This is a genomic window from Gulosibacter massiliensis (assembly GCF_900626105.1).
In the GTDB taxonomy this organism is placed as follows: Bacteria; Actinomycetota; Actinomycetes; order Actinomycetales; family Microbacteriaceae; genus Gulosibacter; species Gulosibacter sediminis.
The window spans coordinates 648,048-663,599 of record NZ_UYZX01000001.1; the positions used below are offsets into that span (position 1 = coordinate 648,048).

The following is a 15,552-nucleotide window of genomic DNA, read 5'->3' on the forward strand; positions in this document are numbered from 1 at the left end:
GTGTGGTCTACGCCTCGTCAGCGAGCCACTTCGATGCGCGGTGCACCGCGGTCACGCGACGGAACGTGCCCGACCGGGCGCGCAGCACGACCGAGTCGGTGGTGATGCGGTCACGCTCGCGGTTGACACCCTTCACGAGGCCACCGTCGGTCACGCCGGTACAAACGAAGAAGGTGTTGTCGGTGCGTACGAGGTCGTCGGCCGACAGCACGCGACCGAGCTCGTGACCAGCGTTGACCGCCTTGCTGCGCTCCTCGTCGTTGCGCGGGTAAAGGCGGCCCTGCATGACGCCGTCGAGCGCCTTGATCGCGCAGGCCGTGATGATGCCCTCGGGGGTGCCGCCGATGCCGACGCACATGTCGACGGTGCCGTCTTCGAGGGCGGCATTAATGCCGCCCGCGACGTCACCGTCAAGCAGCAGCGAGGTGCCGGCGCCGGCGGCGCGGATGTCCGAGATGAGCTCTTCGTGGCGGGGACGGTCGAGCACGGCGATTGTCATGTCATCGACGTGCTTGCCCAGGGCCTTCGCGAGGCCGGTGATGTTCTCACCGATCGGGCGCTCGAGGTCGATGATGCCCTTCCCTGCCGGGCCCGTGACGATCTTCTCCATATAGAAGACCTCTTTGGTGTTGTACATCGAGCCGCGGTCGGCCACCGCGATCACGCTGATCGCGTTGCGGCGACCGGCCGCGGTCAGGCTCGTGCCATCGATCGGGTCGACCGCGATGTCGCACAGCGGGCCGGTGCCGTTGCCGACAATCTCGCCGTTGAAGAGCATGGGCGCTTCGTCCTTCTCGCCCTCACCAATGACGACCTCGCCCTGGAACTCCACCGTGGCGAGGAACTTGCGCATCGCGTCGACCGCGGCGCCGTCGGCGCCGTTCTTATTGCCGCGACCGATCCACGGCACGGCACGAATGGCAGCGGCCTCGGTGGCGCGCACCAGCTCCATCGCGAGGTTGCGGTCGGGGTGCTCGATGAGCTCCGCTTCAATGACTTCGGACACGCTGAACCCTTTCGGTCGTGGAAAATCTGACTTCAGACTACCGGCGCGACACAACCCACAGATGACCATTCACCTGCAAGGTGCGTCCAACACACATCGATACACTGCGAGAGTCGATGCTCGTGTCGATCGACAGTGAAGGAGTCGCTATGCCCATCGCCACACCCGACCAGTATGCAGAAATGCTCAACCGCGCCAAGGACGGCGGATTCGCCTACCCGGCGATCAACGTCTCTAGCTCGCAGACCATCAACGCGGTGCTGCAGGGCCTGACTGAGGCCGGCTCTGACGGCATCTTGCAGGTCACCACCGGCGGCGCCGACTACTTCGCCGGCCAGACCCGCACCGCCCGTGCCTCCGGCGCGCTCGCCATGGCGGCGTTCGCCAAGGAGGTCGCGAAGAACTACCCGATCACGGTGGCGCTGCACACCGACCACTGCCCGAAGAACGCGCTCGACACGTTCGTGCTGCCGCTCATCGAGGCCTCGGAAGAGGCCGTGAAGCGCGGCGAAGAGCCGATCTTCCAGTCGCACATGTGGGACGGCTCGGCCGTGCCGCTCGCCGAGAACCTCGAGATCGCGAAGGAACTGCTGCCCCGCATCAAGAACAACGGGCAGATCCTCGAGGTCGAGATCGGTGTTGTCGGCGGTGAAGAGGATGGCGTTGCCGCAGAGATCAACGACAAGCTCTACACCACGATCGACGACGTCGTCGCCACCGTTGAGGCGCTTGGCCTCGGCGACGCGGGCCGCTACATGGCCGCGCTCACCTTCGGCAACGTGCACGGCGTGTACAAGCCCGGCAACGTGAAGCTTCGCCCGGAGCTCCTCGCCGAGCTCCAGGCCGGCATCGCCGAGAAGTACGGCACCGCCGCAAAGCCGCTCGACCTCGTGTTCCACGGTGGCTCGGGTTCGTCAGCCGAAGAGATCGCGACCGCCGTGAGCAACGGTGTCATCAAAATGAACATCGACACCGACACGCAGTACGCGTTCTCGCGTTCGGTGGCCGACACCGTGCTGAAGAACTACGACGGCTTCCTCAAGATCGACGGCGAAGTCGGCAACAAGAAGGTCTACGACCCCCGCTCGTGGGGCAAGAAGGCCGAGACTGCCATGTCGGAGCGCATCGTCGAGGCCACGCAGCAGCTCGGTTCGCACGGCAAATCGCAGTCCATCTAGCGCCACCCGTGACCCAACCCCCATCCACCGGGCCCCGCGGCAAGCAGCCAGGGCCCGGTGGCCAGTTTTCACCAGAAGAACTGCGCCGCCTTCGGCTGCGCGGTGACCGAATCATGGGCATCGGCCTATTTGTGGTCGGCATCTTCGGCACCATCATCCACATGTCGAGCGTCACCGAGCAGTCGCTCGTGACGCAGGTCGCGTTGCTCTATCACCAACTCGACCTCGGCGACTACACGCGACCTGCCGACCTCGGCCTCGTCGCCACGACCGGCGTGATCGCCCAAGTCGTGAATTACGCCGTGTGGCTCTACGTCGCCGTGCGCCGCTGGAACGCGAGCAAGCGAGCGATGTGGTGCGCCGCCGTCGGCGCCGTCATCGCGGTCGCCATCACCCTCGCGGTCGTCACTGCCGCGATGTTCGCGCATCCCGAGATCATCGACTGGTTCGCGAACGGCGCGCCCGCGCCGAGCCCAACGCCGACACAGTAAACGGGCCGAGCGGGCGGTTCACGCCGCGCTCGACCCGAGTTGCGGGGCTGGCGGATGCGCGCATCCGTCAGTCCCGTTCTGCTTATGACGTGCTGCTCACGACTTTGACGAGACGCCGCCGCCGTGGCCGCCGAGGCCGCGGTCGTCGTGCTCGAGGTCCTTGCGCAGTTCCTTCGGTAGCGAGAACATGAGGTCCTCCACCGCGGTCTGCACCTCGTCAACGTCGCCGTAGCCGGCGGTCGCGAGGGCATCGATCGTCTCTTGCACGAGCACCTCAGGCACGGATGCGCCGGAGGTCACGCCGACCGTCTCGACACCATCGAGCCACTCCTGCTGGATCTCATCGGCGTAGTCAATGCGGTACGACGCCTTCGCGCCGTGCTGCAGCGCCACCTCGACGAGGCGCACCGAGTTCGACGAGTTCGCCGAACCGACCACGATTACGAGGTCGGACTCGGCCGCGACCTTCTTGATCGCAACCTGGCGGTTCTGCGTTGCGTAGCAAATGTCGTCCGAAGGTGGGTTCTGGAGGTTGGGGAAGCGCGCGCGCAGACGGTTCACCGTCTCCATCGTCTCGTCGACCGAGAGCGTCGTTTGCGAGAGCCACACCACGTTGTCGGGGTCGGGCACGACGACCGTGTCGGCCTCCTCGGGCGAGTTCACGATGGTGACGTTGTCGCCGCCGTGGCCCGCGGTGCCCTCGACCTCTTCGTGGCCGACGTGACCGATGAGCAGAATCTGGCGGTCTTGCTTGGCGAAGCGCGTGGCCTCGCGGTGCACCTTCGTCACGAGCGGGCAGGTTGCGTCGATGGTCTGCAGCTCGCGATCGGCCGCAGCCTCCTTGACCATCGGTGACACGCCGTGCGCCGAGAACACGAGATGCGACCCCTCGGGCACCTCGTCGACCTCGTCGACAAAGATCGCGCCGCGCTGCTCGAGCTCCGATACCACGTGCTTGTTGTGGACGATCTGCTTTCGCACATAGACCGGGGAGCCGTAGCGCTCGAGCGCTTTATCCACAGCTACCACGGCCCGGTCAACGCCGGCGCAGTATCCTCGAGGGGCGGCAAGCAGCACCCGCTTGTGACCGTCCACCGGACGATCCTCAAGGGTGACAGCAGGCCGCGGAACGCGGGGCATGGAAAGATTTACAGCTCGGCCACTCATATCGTCACCATTCTAGGTTGACTCGCTCAGGTAAGGCAGGTGATTTCGCTTGGCGGTGAACCAGTCCTCCCCCGAGCAGCCGTTCCAGGTGTCGTATATCTCGCAGGCGATCCACGATTGGGTCTCTCGGCTCGGCTCGGCCTGGGTCGAAGGCGAGCTCACGAGCTATGACATCCGCGGCGGCCACGCCTACGCCAAGATTCGAGACCTCGAACAAGACGCCTCACTCTCAATCGTCATGTGGCGGTCGGTGCGCGAGCGTCTTGCCGAAGAGTTCCGCAAGGGCGACCGCGTCATCATCAATGCGAAGCCCGACGTCTGGGTCAAGGGCGGCTCGCTCTCGCTGCAGGTCTACGACATGCGCCACGTCGGCCTCGGCACGCTGCTCGAGCAGCTCGAGCGACTGCGCCGCAAGCTCGCCGACGAGGGTCTGTTTGATGCCAGCCGCAAACGGCCGCTCCCCTTCCTGCCGAACAAGATCGGCCTCGTCACCGGCCGCGACTCCGACGCCGAGAAGGATGTGCGCCGCAACTCCGAGCTCCGCTGGCCAGCCGTGCAGTTCCGCACCGAGTATGCGCGCGTGCAGGGCGACAACGCAGCCGCCGAGGTGCTCGCCGCGATGCAGCGACTTGACGCCGACCCCGAGGTCGACGTCATCATCATCGCCCGCGGCGGTGGCGACTTCCTGCACCTGCTGCCATTCAGTGACGAGACGCTCGTGCGCGCCGCAGCGGCCATCACGACGCCGCTTGTCAGCGCGATCGGCCACGAGGCCGACCGGCCAATCCTCGACGAGGTGGCCGATCTGCGCGCATCCACCCCGACCGATGCCGCGAAACGGGTCGTGCCAGACGTGGCCGAGCAACTCGACCTCGTGACCCAGCTGCGGGCGCGCATCCGCCGCCACGTCACCGAGCTGGTGCGCGTCGAGGGCCGACGCTTCGAAGACCTGCGCTCGCGCCCCGCCCTCGCGAACCCGAGTTGGATCATCGACCAGCGTGGCGACGAGGTTGGGCGCCTCGCCACGCGCGGCAGCGAACTCATGGACTGGCACCTGCGCCGCGCCTCCGACGAGGTGAGTGGCCTGGGGCACCGCCTCGCGGCACTGTCGCCGCTCGGCACCCTGCAGCGCGGCTACGCGATCGTCGAACGCGTCGACGGGGCCGCACCCGGGCTCGTCACGACCACATCCGGCGTCAAAGCCGGCGCGAAACTCAACATCCGTGTCACCGACGGCAGAATCGAGGCAACCGTAGAATGAGCACCATGGCCGAACCCCAGGCATCCGAGCCCACCCCCGTGGACGAACTCAGCTTCGAGCAGGCCCGCGACGAGCTTGCCCTCGTCGTGCAATCGCTCGAACAGGGCTCGCAGCCTCTCGAGGAGTCCCTACGACTGTGGGAGCGCGGGGAGGCGCTCGCCGCACGCTGCGAACAGTGGCTCAAGGGCGCTCGCGAGCGCCTCGAGCGGGCCCGCGACCAGCACAACCCCGAATCCTCCCAGGAGTAACACTTGGCCGAGCGCCCCCAAGATCCCCCGGTTGTCGCCGAACTCGGTCGACCGGAAACCCCCGAAGAGACTGCCGCCCGCAAGGCAGAATCGTCGCGCAAGTACCGTCAGCGCAAGACGATTCAGAACCTCATTGCGGCGCTCGGTGTCAGCGTGGTGCTCATGTTCGTCATGGTGCTGATCGTGCCGCGAAATGACGCGGAAGAGCTCCCCGACATCGACTTCACGGCGGCCGCCGAAGAGGCGCAGCCGCAGTTCGAGGTTCCCCTCGTGGTGCCGGAGTTGGGCGACAACTGGCAGTCAAACGGCACCGAGATTCGCACCGGCAACGACGACGTCACCGAGTGGTACATCGGCCTGCTCGACATCGTCGATGGCCAAGCAGACGAGTTCGTCGGCATTCGCCAGGGCGTCAACGCAAACGACACCTGGACCTACGACAAGGTTGGTAACCGCACGCCGACTGGCACGGTCGAGGTTGGCGGAGTGATGTGGGACGAGTACGACTACATGGACCTCTCGCGCGAGGATGCCGGCAACAACCGCTACGTGCTCGTCGCGACCCGTGACGACGCGACCTACATCGTTTTCGGTTCTGGCTCGGTCGAGTCGGTGCAGCAGGTCGCCGAGTCGATCGCCGACCAGATTCCGGCCAACTAGGGCGACCAAGCTCACGCGGCAACGAAGAAGGGCCCGGGCAATGCGCCCGGGCCCTTGCTCATCGCTGACCCGCTAGAGGTTCGGCGAGGTCATCTTGAGCACGTCAAGCTTGACGTCGAGGTCGGCCTCGGTGATCTCGCCGCGCTCGACGAAGCCGAGGTCGATGACGGCTTGGCGCACGGTGACCTTGTTCGCCACGGCGTACTTCGCAACCTTGGCGGCGGCCTCGTAACCGATGACGCGGTTCAGCGGCGTCACGATCGAGGGCGACGATTCGGCGAGGTCACGGGCGTGCTCGACGTTGGCCGTGAGGCCGACGACGGTCTTGTCGGCGAGCACCCGCACCGAGTTCGAGAGCAGGCGAATCGACTCGAGCAGCGCCGTGCCCATCACCGGAATCTGCACGTTGAGCTCGAATGCGCCCGAGGCGCCGGCGAAGGCGATGGTCGCGTCGTTACCGATGATGCGCGAGGCGACCATGAGCACGGCCTCGGGCACAACCGGGTTGACCTTGCCGGGCATGATCGACGAACCGGGCTGGAGGTCGGGAATCGCGATCTCACCGAGACCGGTGTTCGGCCCCGAGCCCATCCAACGCAGGTCGTTGTTGATCTTCACGAGCGACACGGCGAGCGTGCGCAGCGCGCCCGAGGCCTCGACGAGGCCGTCGCGCGCGCCCTGGGCCTCAAAGTGGTCGGCCGCTTCGTGCAGCGGGAGGTTCGTGTTCGACGCGAGCTCGGCGATGACCTGCTCCGAGAAGCCGGCCGGCGTGTTGATGCCGGTGCCGGTCGCGGTGCCGCCAAGCGGAACCTCGGCGACGCGCGAGATGGTCGCGTTGACGCGGTCGATACCGAGGCGAATCTGGCGGGCGTAGCCGCCGAACTCCTGGCCGAGGGTGACCGGGGTGGCGTCCATGAGGTGGGTGCGGCCCGCCTTCACGACGTCCTTCCACTCGGTGGCCTTTGCCTCGAGTGCCTCGGCGAGGTGCGTCAGCGCGGGCACGAGCTCCTCGAGCAGCGAACCGGTGACGGCGACGTGGGCCGAGGTCGGGAAGACGTCGTTCGACGACTGCGACGCGTTGACGTGGTCGTTCGGGTGCACCTGCTCGCCAAGCGAGGCGGTGGCGAGGTTCGCGAGCACCTCGTTCATGTTCATGTTCGACGAGGTGCCCGAACCGGTCTGGTAGACGTCGATCGGGAACTGGTCGAGGTGGGCGCCGCCAATAATCGTTTCGGCAGCCTGCACGATTGCCTGGGCGCGAGCCGAGTCAACGATGCCGAGGCGCTCGTTGACGATCGCCGCGGCGCGCTTGATCTGCGCGAGCGCGATCACCTGGCGGTCCTCGAGTCGGCTGCCCGAAATCGGGAAGTTCTCAACGGCACGCTGGGTCTGCGCGCCGTAAAGGGCTTCTTTCGGCACGCGCACCTCCCCCATCGTGTCGTGCTCGATCCGGTACTCGGTCTCGGGGGTGTTCACCACGTGTGTGCCTTTCTCCACGGCGAAAATTCGACCTTTTTAGCCTAGTTGACCGGCGTGTACGCCGCCGGAGAGTTCGCCAATGGCGGCGACCCAGAAGCCGACAAGCAGCCACGGGCCGAACGCGAGTTGAGCATCCCGCTGGCGCGTGCGCACCAGCGTGACCATCGCGGCAAGCCCACCGGCGACGAACGCAACGACCAAGCCAACCAACGGGGTTTGTCCACCGAGCAACCCGAGCCCGACTGCGAGCGGCACCGCAAGCTTGACGTCGCCCATGCCCATGCCAGCGACGAGCGCGAAGGCGCCGAACAGCACGAGCGCGAGCACGCCCGCGAGCACCGCGGCGACCGGGAACTGCGCCGTGATGCCCCACTGCAGCAGCACACCGACGCTCGCGGCGACCCACCCCGGCAGGGTCCACGCGTTCGGCAGCCGGTGCTCACGCAGGTCGACGCGCACGAGTGGCACCGTCGCAACCGCCGCGTAGCCGATAACCAGGATGCTCCCCCACACGCGCCCGAGCGTAGCGAGCAACGACGACGCGGCCGCCGACTTATCCACAGGACGAGTCGGCGGCCGCGTCGCAGTTCGCTAGAAGTTGTAGTCCTCGAGCAGGTCGGTCACGAGCGCCGCGATGTCGCTTCGCTCGGAACGGGTCAGGGTGATGTGGCCGAACAGCTTGTGGCCCTTGAGCGTCTCGATAACCGAGGCGATGCCATCGTGGCGGCCAACGCGGAGGTTGTCTCGCTGTGCAACGTCGTGCGTCAGCACCACCTTCGAGTTCTGGCCAATGCGCGAGAGCATCGTGAGGAGCACGTTGCGCTCGAGCGACTGGGCCTCGTCGACGATCACGTAGGCGTCGTGCAGCGAACGACCGCGGATGTGCGTCAGCGGCAGGATCTCAAGCATGTTGCGGCTGATGACCTCGTCGATGACGTTGTCCGAGACAATCGACGAGAGCGCGTCATAGACGGCCTGACCCCACGGGCTCATCTTCTCGTCGGCGTCGCCGGGCAGGTAGCCGAGATCCTGGCCGCCCACCGCGTAGAGCGGGCGGAAGATCATGATCTTGCGCTGCAGTCCTCGCTCGAGCACGTTCTCGAGCCCCGCGGCCAGCGCGAGCGCCGACTTCCCCGTTCCGGCACGGCCACCGATCGAGACGATGCCGACCGTTGGGTCCATGAGCAGGTCGAGCGCGAGGCGCTGCTCGGCCGATCGCCCGTGCACGCCAAAGACGTCGCGGTCGCCGCGCACGAGTCGCACCCGACCGCGGTCGACGACCCGGCCGAGCGCCGAGCCGCGTTCGGAGCTGATGACGAGCGAGGTGTTGATCGGGTGCTCGGCGACCTCGTCGGTCGAGATTTCCTCGTGCTCGTACAGGTCGCTCATGTCGTCGGCGCCAAGGGCGAGCTGACCCGTGCCGGTGTAGCCGGTGTCACGCGCGAGCTCGTGCCGGTACTCGTCGGCCGACATGCCGATCGCCGAGGCCTTGACGCGCATCGGGGTGTCCTTCGACACCACCGTGACGTGGGCGCCCTCGTCGGCGAGGTTCGCTGCCACGGCAAGGATGCGGGTGTCGTTGTCGCCCTGCTGCATGCCGCTCGGCAGGATCTGCTGGTTCGAGTGATTGAGCTCGACGCGGATCGTGCCGCCCTGCTCGCCCACCGGCATCGGGAGGTCGAGGCGACCGTACTCGACCCGGAGTTGATCGAGCAGGCGCAGCGACTGGCGCGCGAAATAGCCGATCTCGAGATCGTGACGCTTCTTCTCGAGTTCGGTGACCACGACGATGGGGATCACGACTTCGTGCTCCTCAAAGCGGAACATGGCGCGCGGGTCGCTCAGTAGCACGGAGGTGTCGAGCACGTAGGTGCGCACCGCGACTTCCGCGCCCGACTCACCCCCGTTCAGCTGCTCGAGCTGAGGCCCGGGCTTACCCCGGCTAGCGTCATCGAGGTGGTCGGGAGTGGTGGTGCTGGTCACGGAAGCTGCTCCTCGCCGAGCGGGATGCTCGTTGCTGGTGCAAAACGGCCACTGGGTGTCGAAACGAACTTGTGTGGCCGCTTCGATCAGGACGCATACCTGATACCTGCAAGCTACGCCGACACACCTCACAAACTCGGTAGCGGGGCGCGGAATCCGAAGATGCCTCCGAACTCGTAACCGGAAGTTCACTCAGGGCGTGACGGATGTGACTGGAGTGATAGAAGTCGACTAGTGAGCCGACCGAATGCGGCGAAAGTCGCAGGCACCACTTGAAGCTTCCGGCGTGTCGCGCGCATCCCCCGGCGCGTCGCGACCTCGGCGCGGGATGGGCCGGGTCGAACCGCAGGATGCGTTGGGCCGGCTACGAGCCGTAGCGACGCTCGCGCTTGCCGAAGTCACGCAGCGCCCGGAGGAAGTCGACCTCGCGGAGGTCGGGGCCGAGCGCCTCGACAAAGTAGAACTCCGCGTGCGCCGTCTGCCAGAGCATGAAGTCGCTGAGTCGCTGCTCGCCCGACGTGCGGATCATGAGGTCGGGGTCGGGCTGGCCGCCCGTGTAGAGGTGCTCGCCGATCATTTCGGGCGTCACGATGTCGGCGAGCTCCTGAATGCTCCCGCCAGAATCGGCGTGGCTGCGCACAATCGAGCGCATCGCATCGACGATCTCGTTGCGGCCGCCGTAGCCGATCGCGAGGTTCACGTGCGGGCCCGTCGCGCCGCTCGTCGCCGCGACGACGCGCTCGAGCGTCTCGGCCAGTTCGGGGGCGAGCCCCTCGGTCGAGCCGACGTGTTGCACCTGGAACCGGCCGGACTCGGCGATCTGCTCCGCAAGGTGCCCGATGATGGTCATGAGCTGGGTGAGCTCGTTCGACGAGCGGCTCGTGAGGTTGTCCCGCGAGAGCAGGTAGAGCGTCACCGTGCCAATGTGGGCACGATCGCACCACTGCAGAAACTCGATCATTTTCGCGGCGCCCGCGCGGTGGCCGGCCGCCGCATCCGTCAGCCCGACCTGCTTCGCCCAGCGGCGGTTGCCATCGATGATCATCGCGACGTGCTGCGGACGCACCTGCGTGCGCACGAGCGACTTCCACAACCGTCGCGCATAGACCCGATAGAGAAACCTCGGGATGCGCACAACGGTTCGTCGATTCACATCCGCAAATCTAGTCGACGGCGTAGCATCGCTAGCGTGATGATGACCCGTGCGCCGCGAACCAACGACCCCAGTGCGGTCGAGGGCGCCCCTGCGCAGGACAACTATCTCGCCGTTGCACGCCCGCTGCTGCGCGGCTGGCTCCACACCGGCGCGGCCCCGCTTGCGCTCGTGCTCGGCACGCTGCTCTTCCCGTTCGTGTCGACCGCGCGTGGGGTCTTTGCCGTCAGCGTCTTCACGCTCTGTTCGATCATCCTCTTCGGCATGTCGGCGCTCTATCATCGCTTCGACTGGAAGCCGCGGACGAAGGCGGTGCTGCGTCGTTTCGACCACGCGAACATCTTCCTGCTGATCGCCGGCACGTACACCCCGCTGGCCCTGCTCGCGCTGCCGCCCGAAAAGGGCTGGCTGCTGTTCGGCCTTGTCTGGGGCATCTCGGTCGTCGGCATCGTCTTCAACGTTGCCTGGATCACGGCACCGCGCTGGCTGTACGTCGCGCTCTACCTCGTCACCGGGTGGATCGCGGTGATGTACATCGTCGACCTCGTGCATGCCTCGGTCGGCATGATGGTGCTCGTCGTCGTTGGCGGCCTCATCTACACGGGCGGGGCCGTCGTCTACGCGCTGAAGCGACCGAACCCGTGGCCGAACACCTTTGGCTTCCACGAGATCTTCCACGCGGCAACCGTCGCCGCGTGGGTGTGCCACTGGGCCGCGATCCTGCTGATCGTCCTGCACCCGGTCACCGTCTAGCAACCGGGCGCAGCCTCGGCCTCACTATTTGTGGTCGAAGATCTTCGCCATCGAGTCGGCAAAGTTCGCCTCGACGACCCGCCGAATCAGCTTTGTTGAGGCCGATACCTCACCGCGATCCTCGCTGAACATCCTCGGCACGATCTCGAACTTGCGGATCGACTCGGCGCGCGACACGTGCGTATTGGCTTTGTCGACCTCGGCCTGCAGCGCCTTCAGCACAGTCTCGTTCGTGCGCGCCTGCTCGAGCGTGAGCGATCCGACGCCGTGGTTCTCGAGCCACCCTGGCAGCATCGCCTCGTCGAGGGCGATGAGCGCAGCGATGAAGGGCTTGCCCTCGCCGACCACCATGATCTCGCCGACGAGCGGATGCGAGCGGAGCGCGTTCTCGAGCACGGCCGGCTGTACGTTCTTGCCACCCGCCGTCACGAGGATTTCCTTCTTGCGCCCAGAGATGCGCAGGTAGCCGTCGGCGCCGAGCTCGCCGAGGTCACCAGTGCGGAGCCACCCTTCGGCGTCGATCGCTTCGGCCGTCGCCTCGGCGTTGTTGTGGTACCCGCGGAACAAGCTCGGCCCCTTGATCAGCACCTCGCCGTCTTCGGTCACTGCGAGTGACATGCCCGGGTAGGGGGCACCCACGGTGCCGATCTTGATGCGACCGGGGCGGTTCACGCTCGCGGGAGCGGTCGTCTCGGTGGCCCCGTAGCCCTCCATGATCGTGACGCCGAGGCCGCGGAAGAAGTGCGCGTGGCGCAGCGACAGCGCTGCACCGCCCGAAATGGCATAGTCGACCTGGCCACCCATGACGTCGCGCAGCTTGCCGAGCACAAGCCGGTCGGCGAGCGAGTGTCGGGCCCGCAGGCCTGCCCCAGGCCGACCCCCGTCAAGCGCCTCGGAATATGCGACCGCAACGTCAACCGCCCAACGGAAAAGTCGGAGCTTGACGCCCTTACCGGCCTTCGCATCTGCCGCGTTGTACACGGTCTCGAACACGCGCGGCACGGCGATGAGCCACGTGGGTTCGAAAGATTGCAGGTCGGTGACGAGGTTCTTCGTGTTCGGCGCGTAGCCGAGCACGGTGCCGGAGTGCACGCAGAGGAACTGGGCGAAGCGACCGTACACGTGCGCGAGCGGCAGGAAGAGCAACGTGCGCTTAGCGACGCCCTCGTCACTCGGAAGCACGACGCGGCCGAGCCCGGGCTCGCTGACGCCATTGATGACGTGCGCAAGCCAGTTGTGGTGCGTGAGTTCGACGCCCTTCGGGCGACCGGTCGTGCCCGAGGTGTACACGATCGACGCGAGGTCTTCGAGCCCGACGCTCGCGGCGCGGGCATCGAGGTCTGCGTCAGAGATGTCGGCTGCCGCCCCCGACTCGACGAGACCGTCGAGGTCGCCGCGGTCGATCACGAAGACCTGTTCGAGGCCGGTGGAGGCGCGCACTTCGGCGGCGAGCTCGGCGTGCTCGTCGGTCTCGACGATGAGGGTGCGGATCTCGGCGTCCGTGCACATCCACACGAGCTGCTCGGCCGACGAGGTGTGATAGATCGGCACGACGACGGCGCCGACTGAAAGCACCGCGAAATCCGCGACGGTCCACTCATAGCGGGTGCCGGCCATGATGCCGACCGCGTCGCCCGACTGGACTCCTGCCGCGACGAGGCCGCGGGCGAGGGCTCGCACATCGTCGTCGAGCTGACCGATCGTGATCGGGGTGAAGGTACCGTCAACGCGGTGTTCGGCGAAGACCGAGTCGCGGTCGGCCTCGACCCGGCGACGCAGCATGGTGGTCAGCGTGTCACGTGGTTCGAAGGTCCCGAGGCCCTCGACGTGCGCGGTGGCGAGAAGTTCGGTCATGCCCGTGGCTCCTCGTCACCCGGCGCTTCCCGCGTCGGGTCGTTGCCCTCTGCATCCTGGGCTGAGCCGGGGGCTGACGCCTCAGCATCCGTCTCACCGGACTCGCGCTCGCGGGCCTGGCGCTCGAGCTCCTCGCGCTCGAGCTGCTCGCGAATGTCGTAGCGCGCGTTGGCGCGAGCCGAGCGGCGCATCAAGCTCATCGCGATGAGACCGACCGCGATGAATAGCGCCGCGGTCGCGAAGAATCCGACCGGACCGGGCGTGACGTCGACGGGGTCGAACGGCTGGTTGGTGGGCGTCGGCGTCGCGGTCGCCGCGAGGAACACCGTGGTGACTACCTGATTCACTTGCTCTCGGCCTCCGCATCGATGCCGTTGAAGAGGTCGGTCTCGGGCAGCTCACACGCCACCCGGCTCGCGACGAGCTCGTAATCGTCGTAGGGGTAGGCCTCGCGCTCGAGGTCGCGCGGGTACCCGAAGAAGAACTCGTCCTCGGGCCCCACCTGGCTCGCGTGCGCGCGGAGCGCAGCGTCGCGCACCTCGAAGTGGCGCTCGATCGAAATCTGCGTCGTGAGGTTCGCTTCCACGCTCATGAGTCGTTCGAGCATCGCCTCCATGCGCTCGGTGAGGTGCACCTCGGGGTGGTCCTTAATGAGGTCGGCCATCGATTGCGCACGGCGCTGATTCATCGTGCGGTCGTAGTAGAGCTTGCTCGGAGCCCAGGGCTCACCAAGCTCGGGGTAGCGCTGCTCGCCCGCGAGCTGCCACGCGAGCATCGACACCTCGTGGGTGCGGATGTGGTCGGGATGCGGATAGCCACCGTTCTCGTCGTACGTGACGAGCACGTGCGGGCGGAACTCGCGGATGAGCCGCAGCAGCGGCCGCACACTCACTTCAAGCGGGATGCGCGCGAATGTACCGGGTTCGAGCACGCCATCTTCGGGCATGCCGGAGTCGCGGTAGCCGAGCCAGCGGTGCTCGACGCCGAGCACCCGCTGCGCCTCGGCCATCTCGAGTCGGCGCAGGCCGGGCAGGTCACGCTCGGCGTGCAAACGCGCGTGCACGGCAGTGTTGAGGATGCTGCCGGCTTCGCCGCCGGTGCAGCTCACGATCATCACCTCCGCACCGTCATGAACGTACGACGCGTACGTGGCGGCTCCCTTCGACGATTCGTCGTCGGGGTGGGCGTGGACGGCAAGCAGCCGAAGCGACACAGGAGACTCCTGATTCCGTTGCTACAGAGTGCGGGCGGTACGCTGGCACTAAACGAAAATCTTATCGTGAGGATTGCACGACGTGACCGATCTTGACGCCAGGTATGGCAAGTCGCCCCGCGCGTCGAAGCGCCGCACCGGAGTCTCGATCGGCGTGACGGTTGCCCTCGTCATCGGCGTCGTCGCGTTTTGGGCCATCACCTCGCTCAACCCCGCGGCGACAATCGAGTCGGAAATGGGCGGGTTCACGGTCGAGTCGCCGAGCGAGATCACCGCGACGGCGCGCGTCTCAGTGCAGCCCGGCACGCCGGTCGCCTGCGCGATTCAAGCAAGCAACGAGGGCTCGTCGATCGTCGGCTACCAGGTGGTGCAGCTCGACCCGCAGGCGGAACAGCACCAGACCGTGCACGTGACCCTGCGCACCACGAGCGCCGCCGACACCGTCGAAGTGCGCGAATGTTGGGTTAACGAACTCACCGACTCCGCCGACGTCGAATAAAACCCCGATCGCGCGGCGTGTCTGCCTGCCGTGCAAACCAAGGGGCTAGACTGTGGGGATTGCTGCAGCCTCGACGCCGTCGAGGCTGCGCTGTTATATCCAAGGAGAATGACCGATGACTACCTCTGAACCCACCTGGCTCACGCAGACTGCGTACGACCGCTACACGCAGGAACTCGAGTTCCTCTCGACGACGCGACGTACGGAAATTGCCAAGGAGATTCAGGAAGCGCGCGAAGACGGCGACCTCAAGGAGAACGCCGGTTACCACGCAGCGAAGGACGAGCAGGGCCAGATCGAGTCCCGCATCACCGAGCTCGAGGCGCTGCTCAAGACCGCCGAGGTGCGCGAAGCACCGAAGGCAAACGGCAGCGTCGTGCTCGGCACCGTCGTGACCGCGAAGGTCGCCGGCCGTGAGCAGCACTTCCTCTATGCGAGCACGGAGCTCGCCTCCGAGACCGAGCTGCGCGTCTTCTCGCCCGACAGCCCGATCGGCAAGGTCATCGACGGCCTGAAGATCGGTGAGAAGACGAGCTACGACGCCCCGAATGGCAAGCAGGTCGACGTCGAGATCGTCAACGTCGAGACCTTCGAGAGCTAGGCGCTC

General features: G+C 66.5%; 17 protein-coding genes. 8 read left to right on the top strand and 9 right to left on the bottom strand.

What is annotated here, in order from left to right; all coding sequences use genetic code 11:
- Positions 1 to 7: 7 nt before the first annotated feature.
- On the bottom strand, positions 8 to 952 hold the full coding sequence (glpX, locus tag EJL01_RS03190) for a class II fructose-bisphosphatase (protein WP_125107383.1): 945 nt from the start codon (positions 950 to 952) through the stop codon (positions 8 to 10).
- A gap of 203 nt (positions 953 to 1,155) precedes the next feature.
- Between glpX and fbaA the strand changes: the two genes are divergently transcribed.
- On the top strand, positions 1,156 to 2,184 hold the full coding sequence (gene fbaA, locus EJL01_RS03195; RefSeq protein WP_125106255.1) for a class II fructose-bisphosphate aldolase: 1,029 nt from the start codon (positions 1,156 to 1,158) through the stop codon (positions 2,182 to 2,184).
- A gap of 8 nt (positions 2,185 to 2,192) precedes the next feature.
- A complete protein-coding gene (locus tag EJL01_RS03200) occupies positions 2,193 to 2,675 on the top strand; it encodes a DUF6264 family protein (RefSeq protein WP_125106256.1) in 483 nt (160 codons plus the stop codon).
- Positions 2,676 to 2,771: 96 nt separating this feature from the next.
- Here the strand turns inward: EJL01_RS03200 and EJL01_RS03205 are convergent, their stop codons facing one another.
- Positions 2,772 to 3,815 (bottom strand): 4-hydroxy-3-methylbut-2-enyl diphosphate reductase, encoded by a 1,044-nt coding sequence (locus EJL01_RS03205; RefSeq protein ID WP_125106257.1) that lies wholly within the window; start codon positions 3,813 to 3,815, stop codon positions 2,772 to 2,774.
- Between the two features lie 82 nt (positions 3,816 to 3,897).
- Between EJL01_RS03205 and xseA the strand changes: the two genes are divergently transcribed.
- From xseA to EJL01_RS03220, 3 genes are read left to right on the top strand one after another with little or no spacing between them, the layout of a single operon-like run.
- Positions 3,898 to 5,103 (top strand): exodeoxyribonuclease VII large subunit, encoded by a 1,206-nt coding sequence (gene xseA / locus EJL01_RS03210; protein WP_241209175.1) that lies wholly within the window; start codon positions 3,898 to 3,900, stop codon positions 5,101 to 5,103.
- A 5-nt stretch (positions 5,104 to 5,108) separates the two neighbouring features.
- The gene (locus EJL01_RS03215) at positions 5,109 to 5,351 is read left to right on the top strand and encodes an exodeoxyribonuclease VII small subunit (RefSeq protein WP_125106259.1); all 243 of its coding nucleotides are present in this window, start codon (positions 5,109 to 5,111) and stop codon (positions 5,349 to 5,351) included.
- A gap of 3 nt (positions 5,352 to 5,354) precedes the next feature.
- Entirely contained in the window at positions 5,355 to 6,011 is a 657-nt protein-coding gene (locus EJL01_RS03220) for a DUF4245 domain-containing protein (RefSeq protein ID WP_125106260.1), read from the top strand.
- 72 nt (positions 6,012 to 6,083) lie between these two features.
- Here the strand turns inward: EJL01_RS03220 and EJL01_RS03225 are convergent, their stop codons facing one another.
- The 4 genes from EJL01_RS03225 to EJL01_RS03240 form a co-directional block, all read right to left on the bottom strand.
- Positions 6,084 to 7,508: a class II fumarate hydratase gene (locus EJL01_RS03225; RefSeq protein ID WP_431834722.1), complete on the bottom strand. Its 1,425-nt coding sequence runs from the start codon at positions 7,506 to 7,508 to the stop codon at positions 6,084 to 6,086.
- Positions 7,509 to 7,526: 18 nt separating this feature from the next.
- Positions 7,527 to 8,003, bottom strand: a complete 477-nt coding sequence (locus EJL01_RS03230) for a prepilin peptidase (RefSeq protein WP_164509699.1) — start codon at positions 8,001 to 8,003, stop codon at positions 7,527 to 7,529.
- 78 nt (positions 8,004 to 8,081) lie between these two features.
- Entirely contained in the window at positions 8,082 to 9,401 is a 1,320-nt protein-coding gene (locus tag EJL01_RS03235) for an RNA 5'-3' helicase PhoH2 (RefSeq protein WP_241209177.1), read from the bottom strand.
- 436 nt (positions 9,402 to 9,837) lie between these two features.
- Positions 9,838 to 10,626 (bottom strand): isoprenyl transferase, encoded by a 789-nt coding sequence (locus tag EJL01_RS03240; protein WP_125106262.1) that lies wholly within the window; start codon positions 10,624 to 10,626, stop codon positions 9,838 to 9,840.
- Positions 10,627 to 10,668: 42 nt separating this feature from the next.
- On the opposite strand from EJL01_RS03240, the gene trhA reads away from it, so the two are divergent.
- The gene (trhA, locus tag EJL01_RS03245) at positions 10,669 to 11,379 is read left to right on the top strand and encodes a PAQR family membrane homeostasis protein TrhA (RefSeq protein ID WP_125107386.1); all 711 of its coding nucleotides are present in this window, start codon (positions 10,669 to 10,671) and stop codon (positions 11,377 to 11,379) included.
- Positions 11,380 to 11,403: 24 nt separating this feature from the next.
- Here trhA and EJL01_RS03250 read toward each other — a convergent pair whose 3' ends face one another.
- The 3 genes from EJL01_RS03250 to mca are packed head-to-tail and all read right to left on the bottom strand — an operon-like array spanning position 11,404 to position 14,446.
- On the bottom strand, positions 11,404 to 13,233 hold the full coding sequence (locus EJL01_RS03250) for an AMP-dependent synthetase/ligase (protein WP_125106263.1): 1,830 nt from the start codon (positions 13,231 to 13,233) through the stop codon (positions 11,404 to 11,406).
- Positions 13,230 to 13,580, bottom strand: a complete 351-nt coding sequence (locus tag EJL01_RS03255) for a hypothetical protein (protein ID WP_125106264.1) — start codon at positions 13,578 to 13,580, stop codon at positions 13,230 to 13,232. Before EJL01_RS03255 ends, EJL01_RS03250 begins: the two co-directional genes overlap by 4 nt.
- Positions 13,577 to 14,446, bottom strand: a complete 870-nt coding sequence (gene mca, locus EJL01_RS03260) for a mycothiol conjugate amidase Mca (RefSeq protein WP_125106265.1) — start codon at positions 14,444 to 14,446, stop codon at positions 13,577 to 13,579. Before mca ends, EJL01_RS03255 begins: the two co-directional genes overlap by 4 nt.
- 82 nt (positions 14,447 to 14,528) lie before the next feature.
- Between mca and EJL01_RS03265 the strand changes: the two genes are divergently transcribed.
- Together EJL01_RS03265 and greA are read left to right on the top strand one after the other, a co-directional pair.
- Positions 14,529 to 14,945, top strand: a complete 417-nt coding sequence (locus EJL01_RS03265) for a DUF4307 domain-containing protein (protein ID WP_164509700.1) — start codon at positions 14,529 to 14,531, stop codon at positions 14,943 to 14,945.
- A 115-nt stretch (positions 14,946 to 15,060) separates the two neighbouring features.
- Positions 15,061 to 15,546, top strand: coding sequence for a transcription elongation factor GreA (gene greA, locus EJL01_RS03270; protein WP_125106267.1), 486 nt, complete (start codon positions 15,061 to 15,063; stop codon positions 15,544 to 15,546).
- Positions 15,547 to 15,552 lie beyond the last annotated feature (6 nt).

Bases quoted from the DNA above. Each gene is read 5' to 3' on its own strand.
- glpX (WP_125107383.1), bottom strand. From the start codon at position 952: ATGGAGCTGGTGCGCGCCACCGAGGCCGCTGCCATTCGTGCCGTGCCG.
- EJL01_RS03215 (WP_125106259.1), top strand. From the start codon at position 5,109: ATGGCCGAACCCCAGGCATCCGAGCCCACCCCCGTGGACGAACTCAGC.
- EJL01_RS03250 (WP_125106263.1), bottom strand. From the start codon at position 13,233: ATGACCGAACTTCTCGCCACCGCGCACGTCGAGGGCCTCGGGACCTTC.
- fbaA (WP_125106255.1), top strand. From the start codon at position 1,156: ATGCCCATCGCCACACCCGACCAGTATGCAGAAATGCTCAACCGCGCC.
- trhA (WP_125107386.1), top strand. From the start codon at position 10,669: ATGACCCGTGCGCCGCGAACCAACGACCCCAGTGCGGTCGAGGGCGCC.
- greA (WP_125106267.1), top strand. From the start codon at position 15,061: ATGACTACCTCTGAACCCACCTGGCTCACGCAGACTGCGTACGACCGC.
- EJL01_RS03205 (WP_125106257.1), bottom strand. From the start codon at position 3,815: ATGCCCCGCGTTCCGCGGCCTGCTGTCACCCTTGAGGATCGTCCGGTG.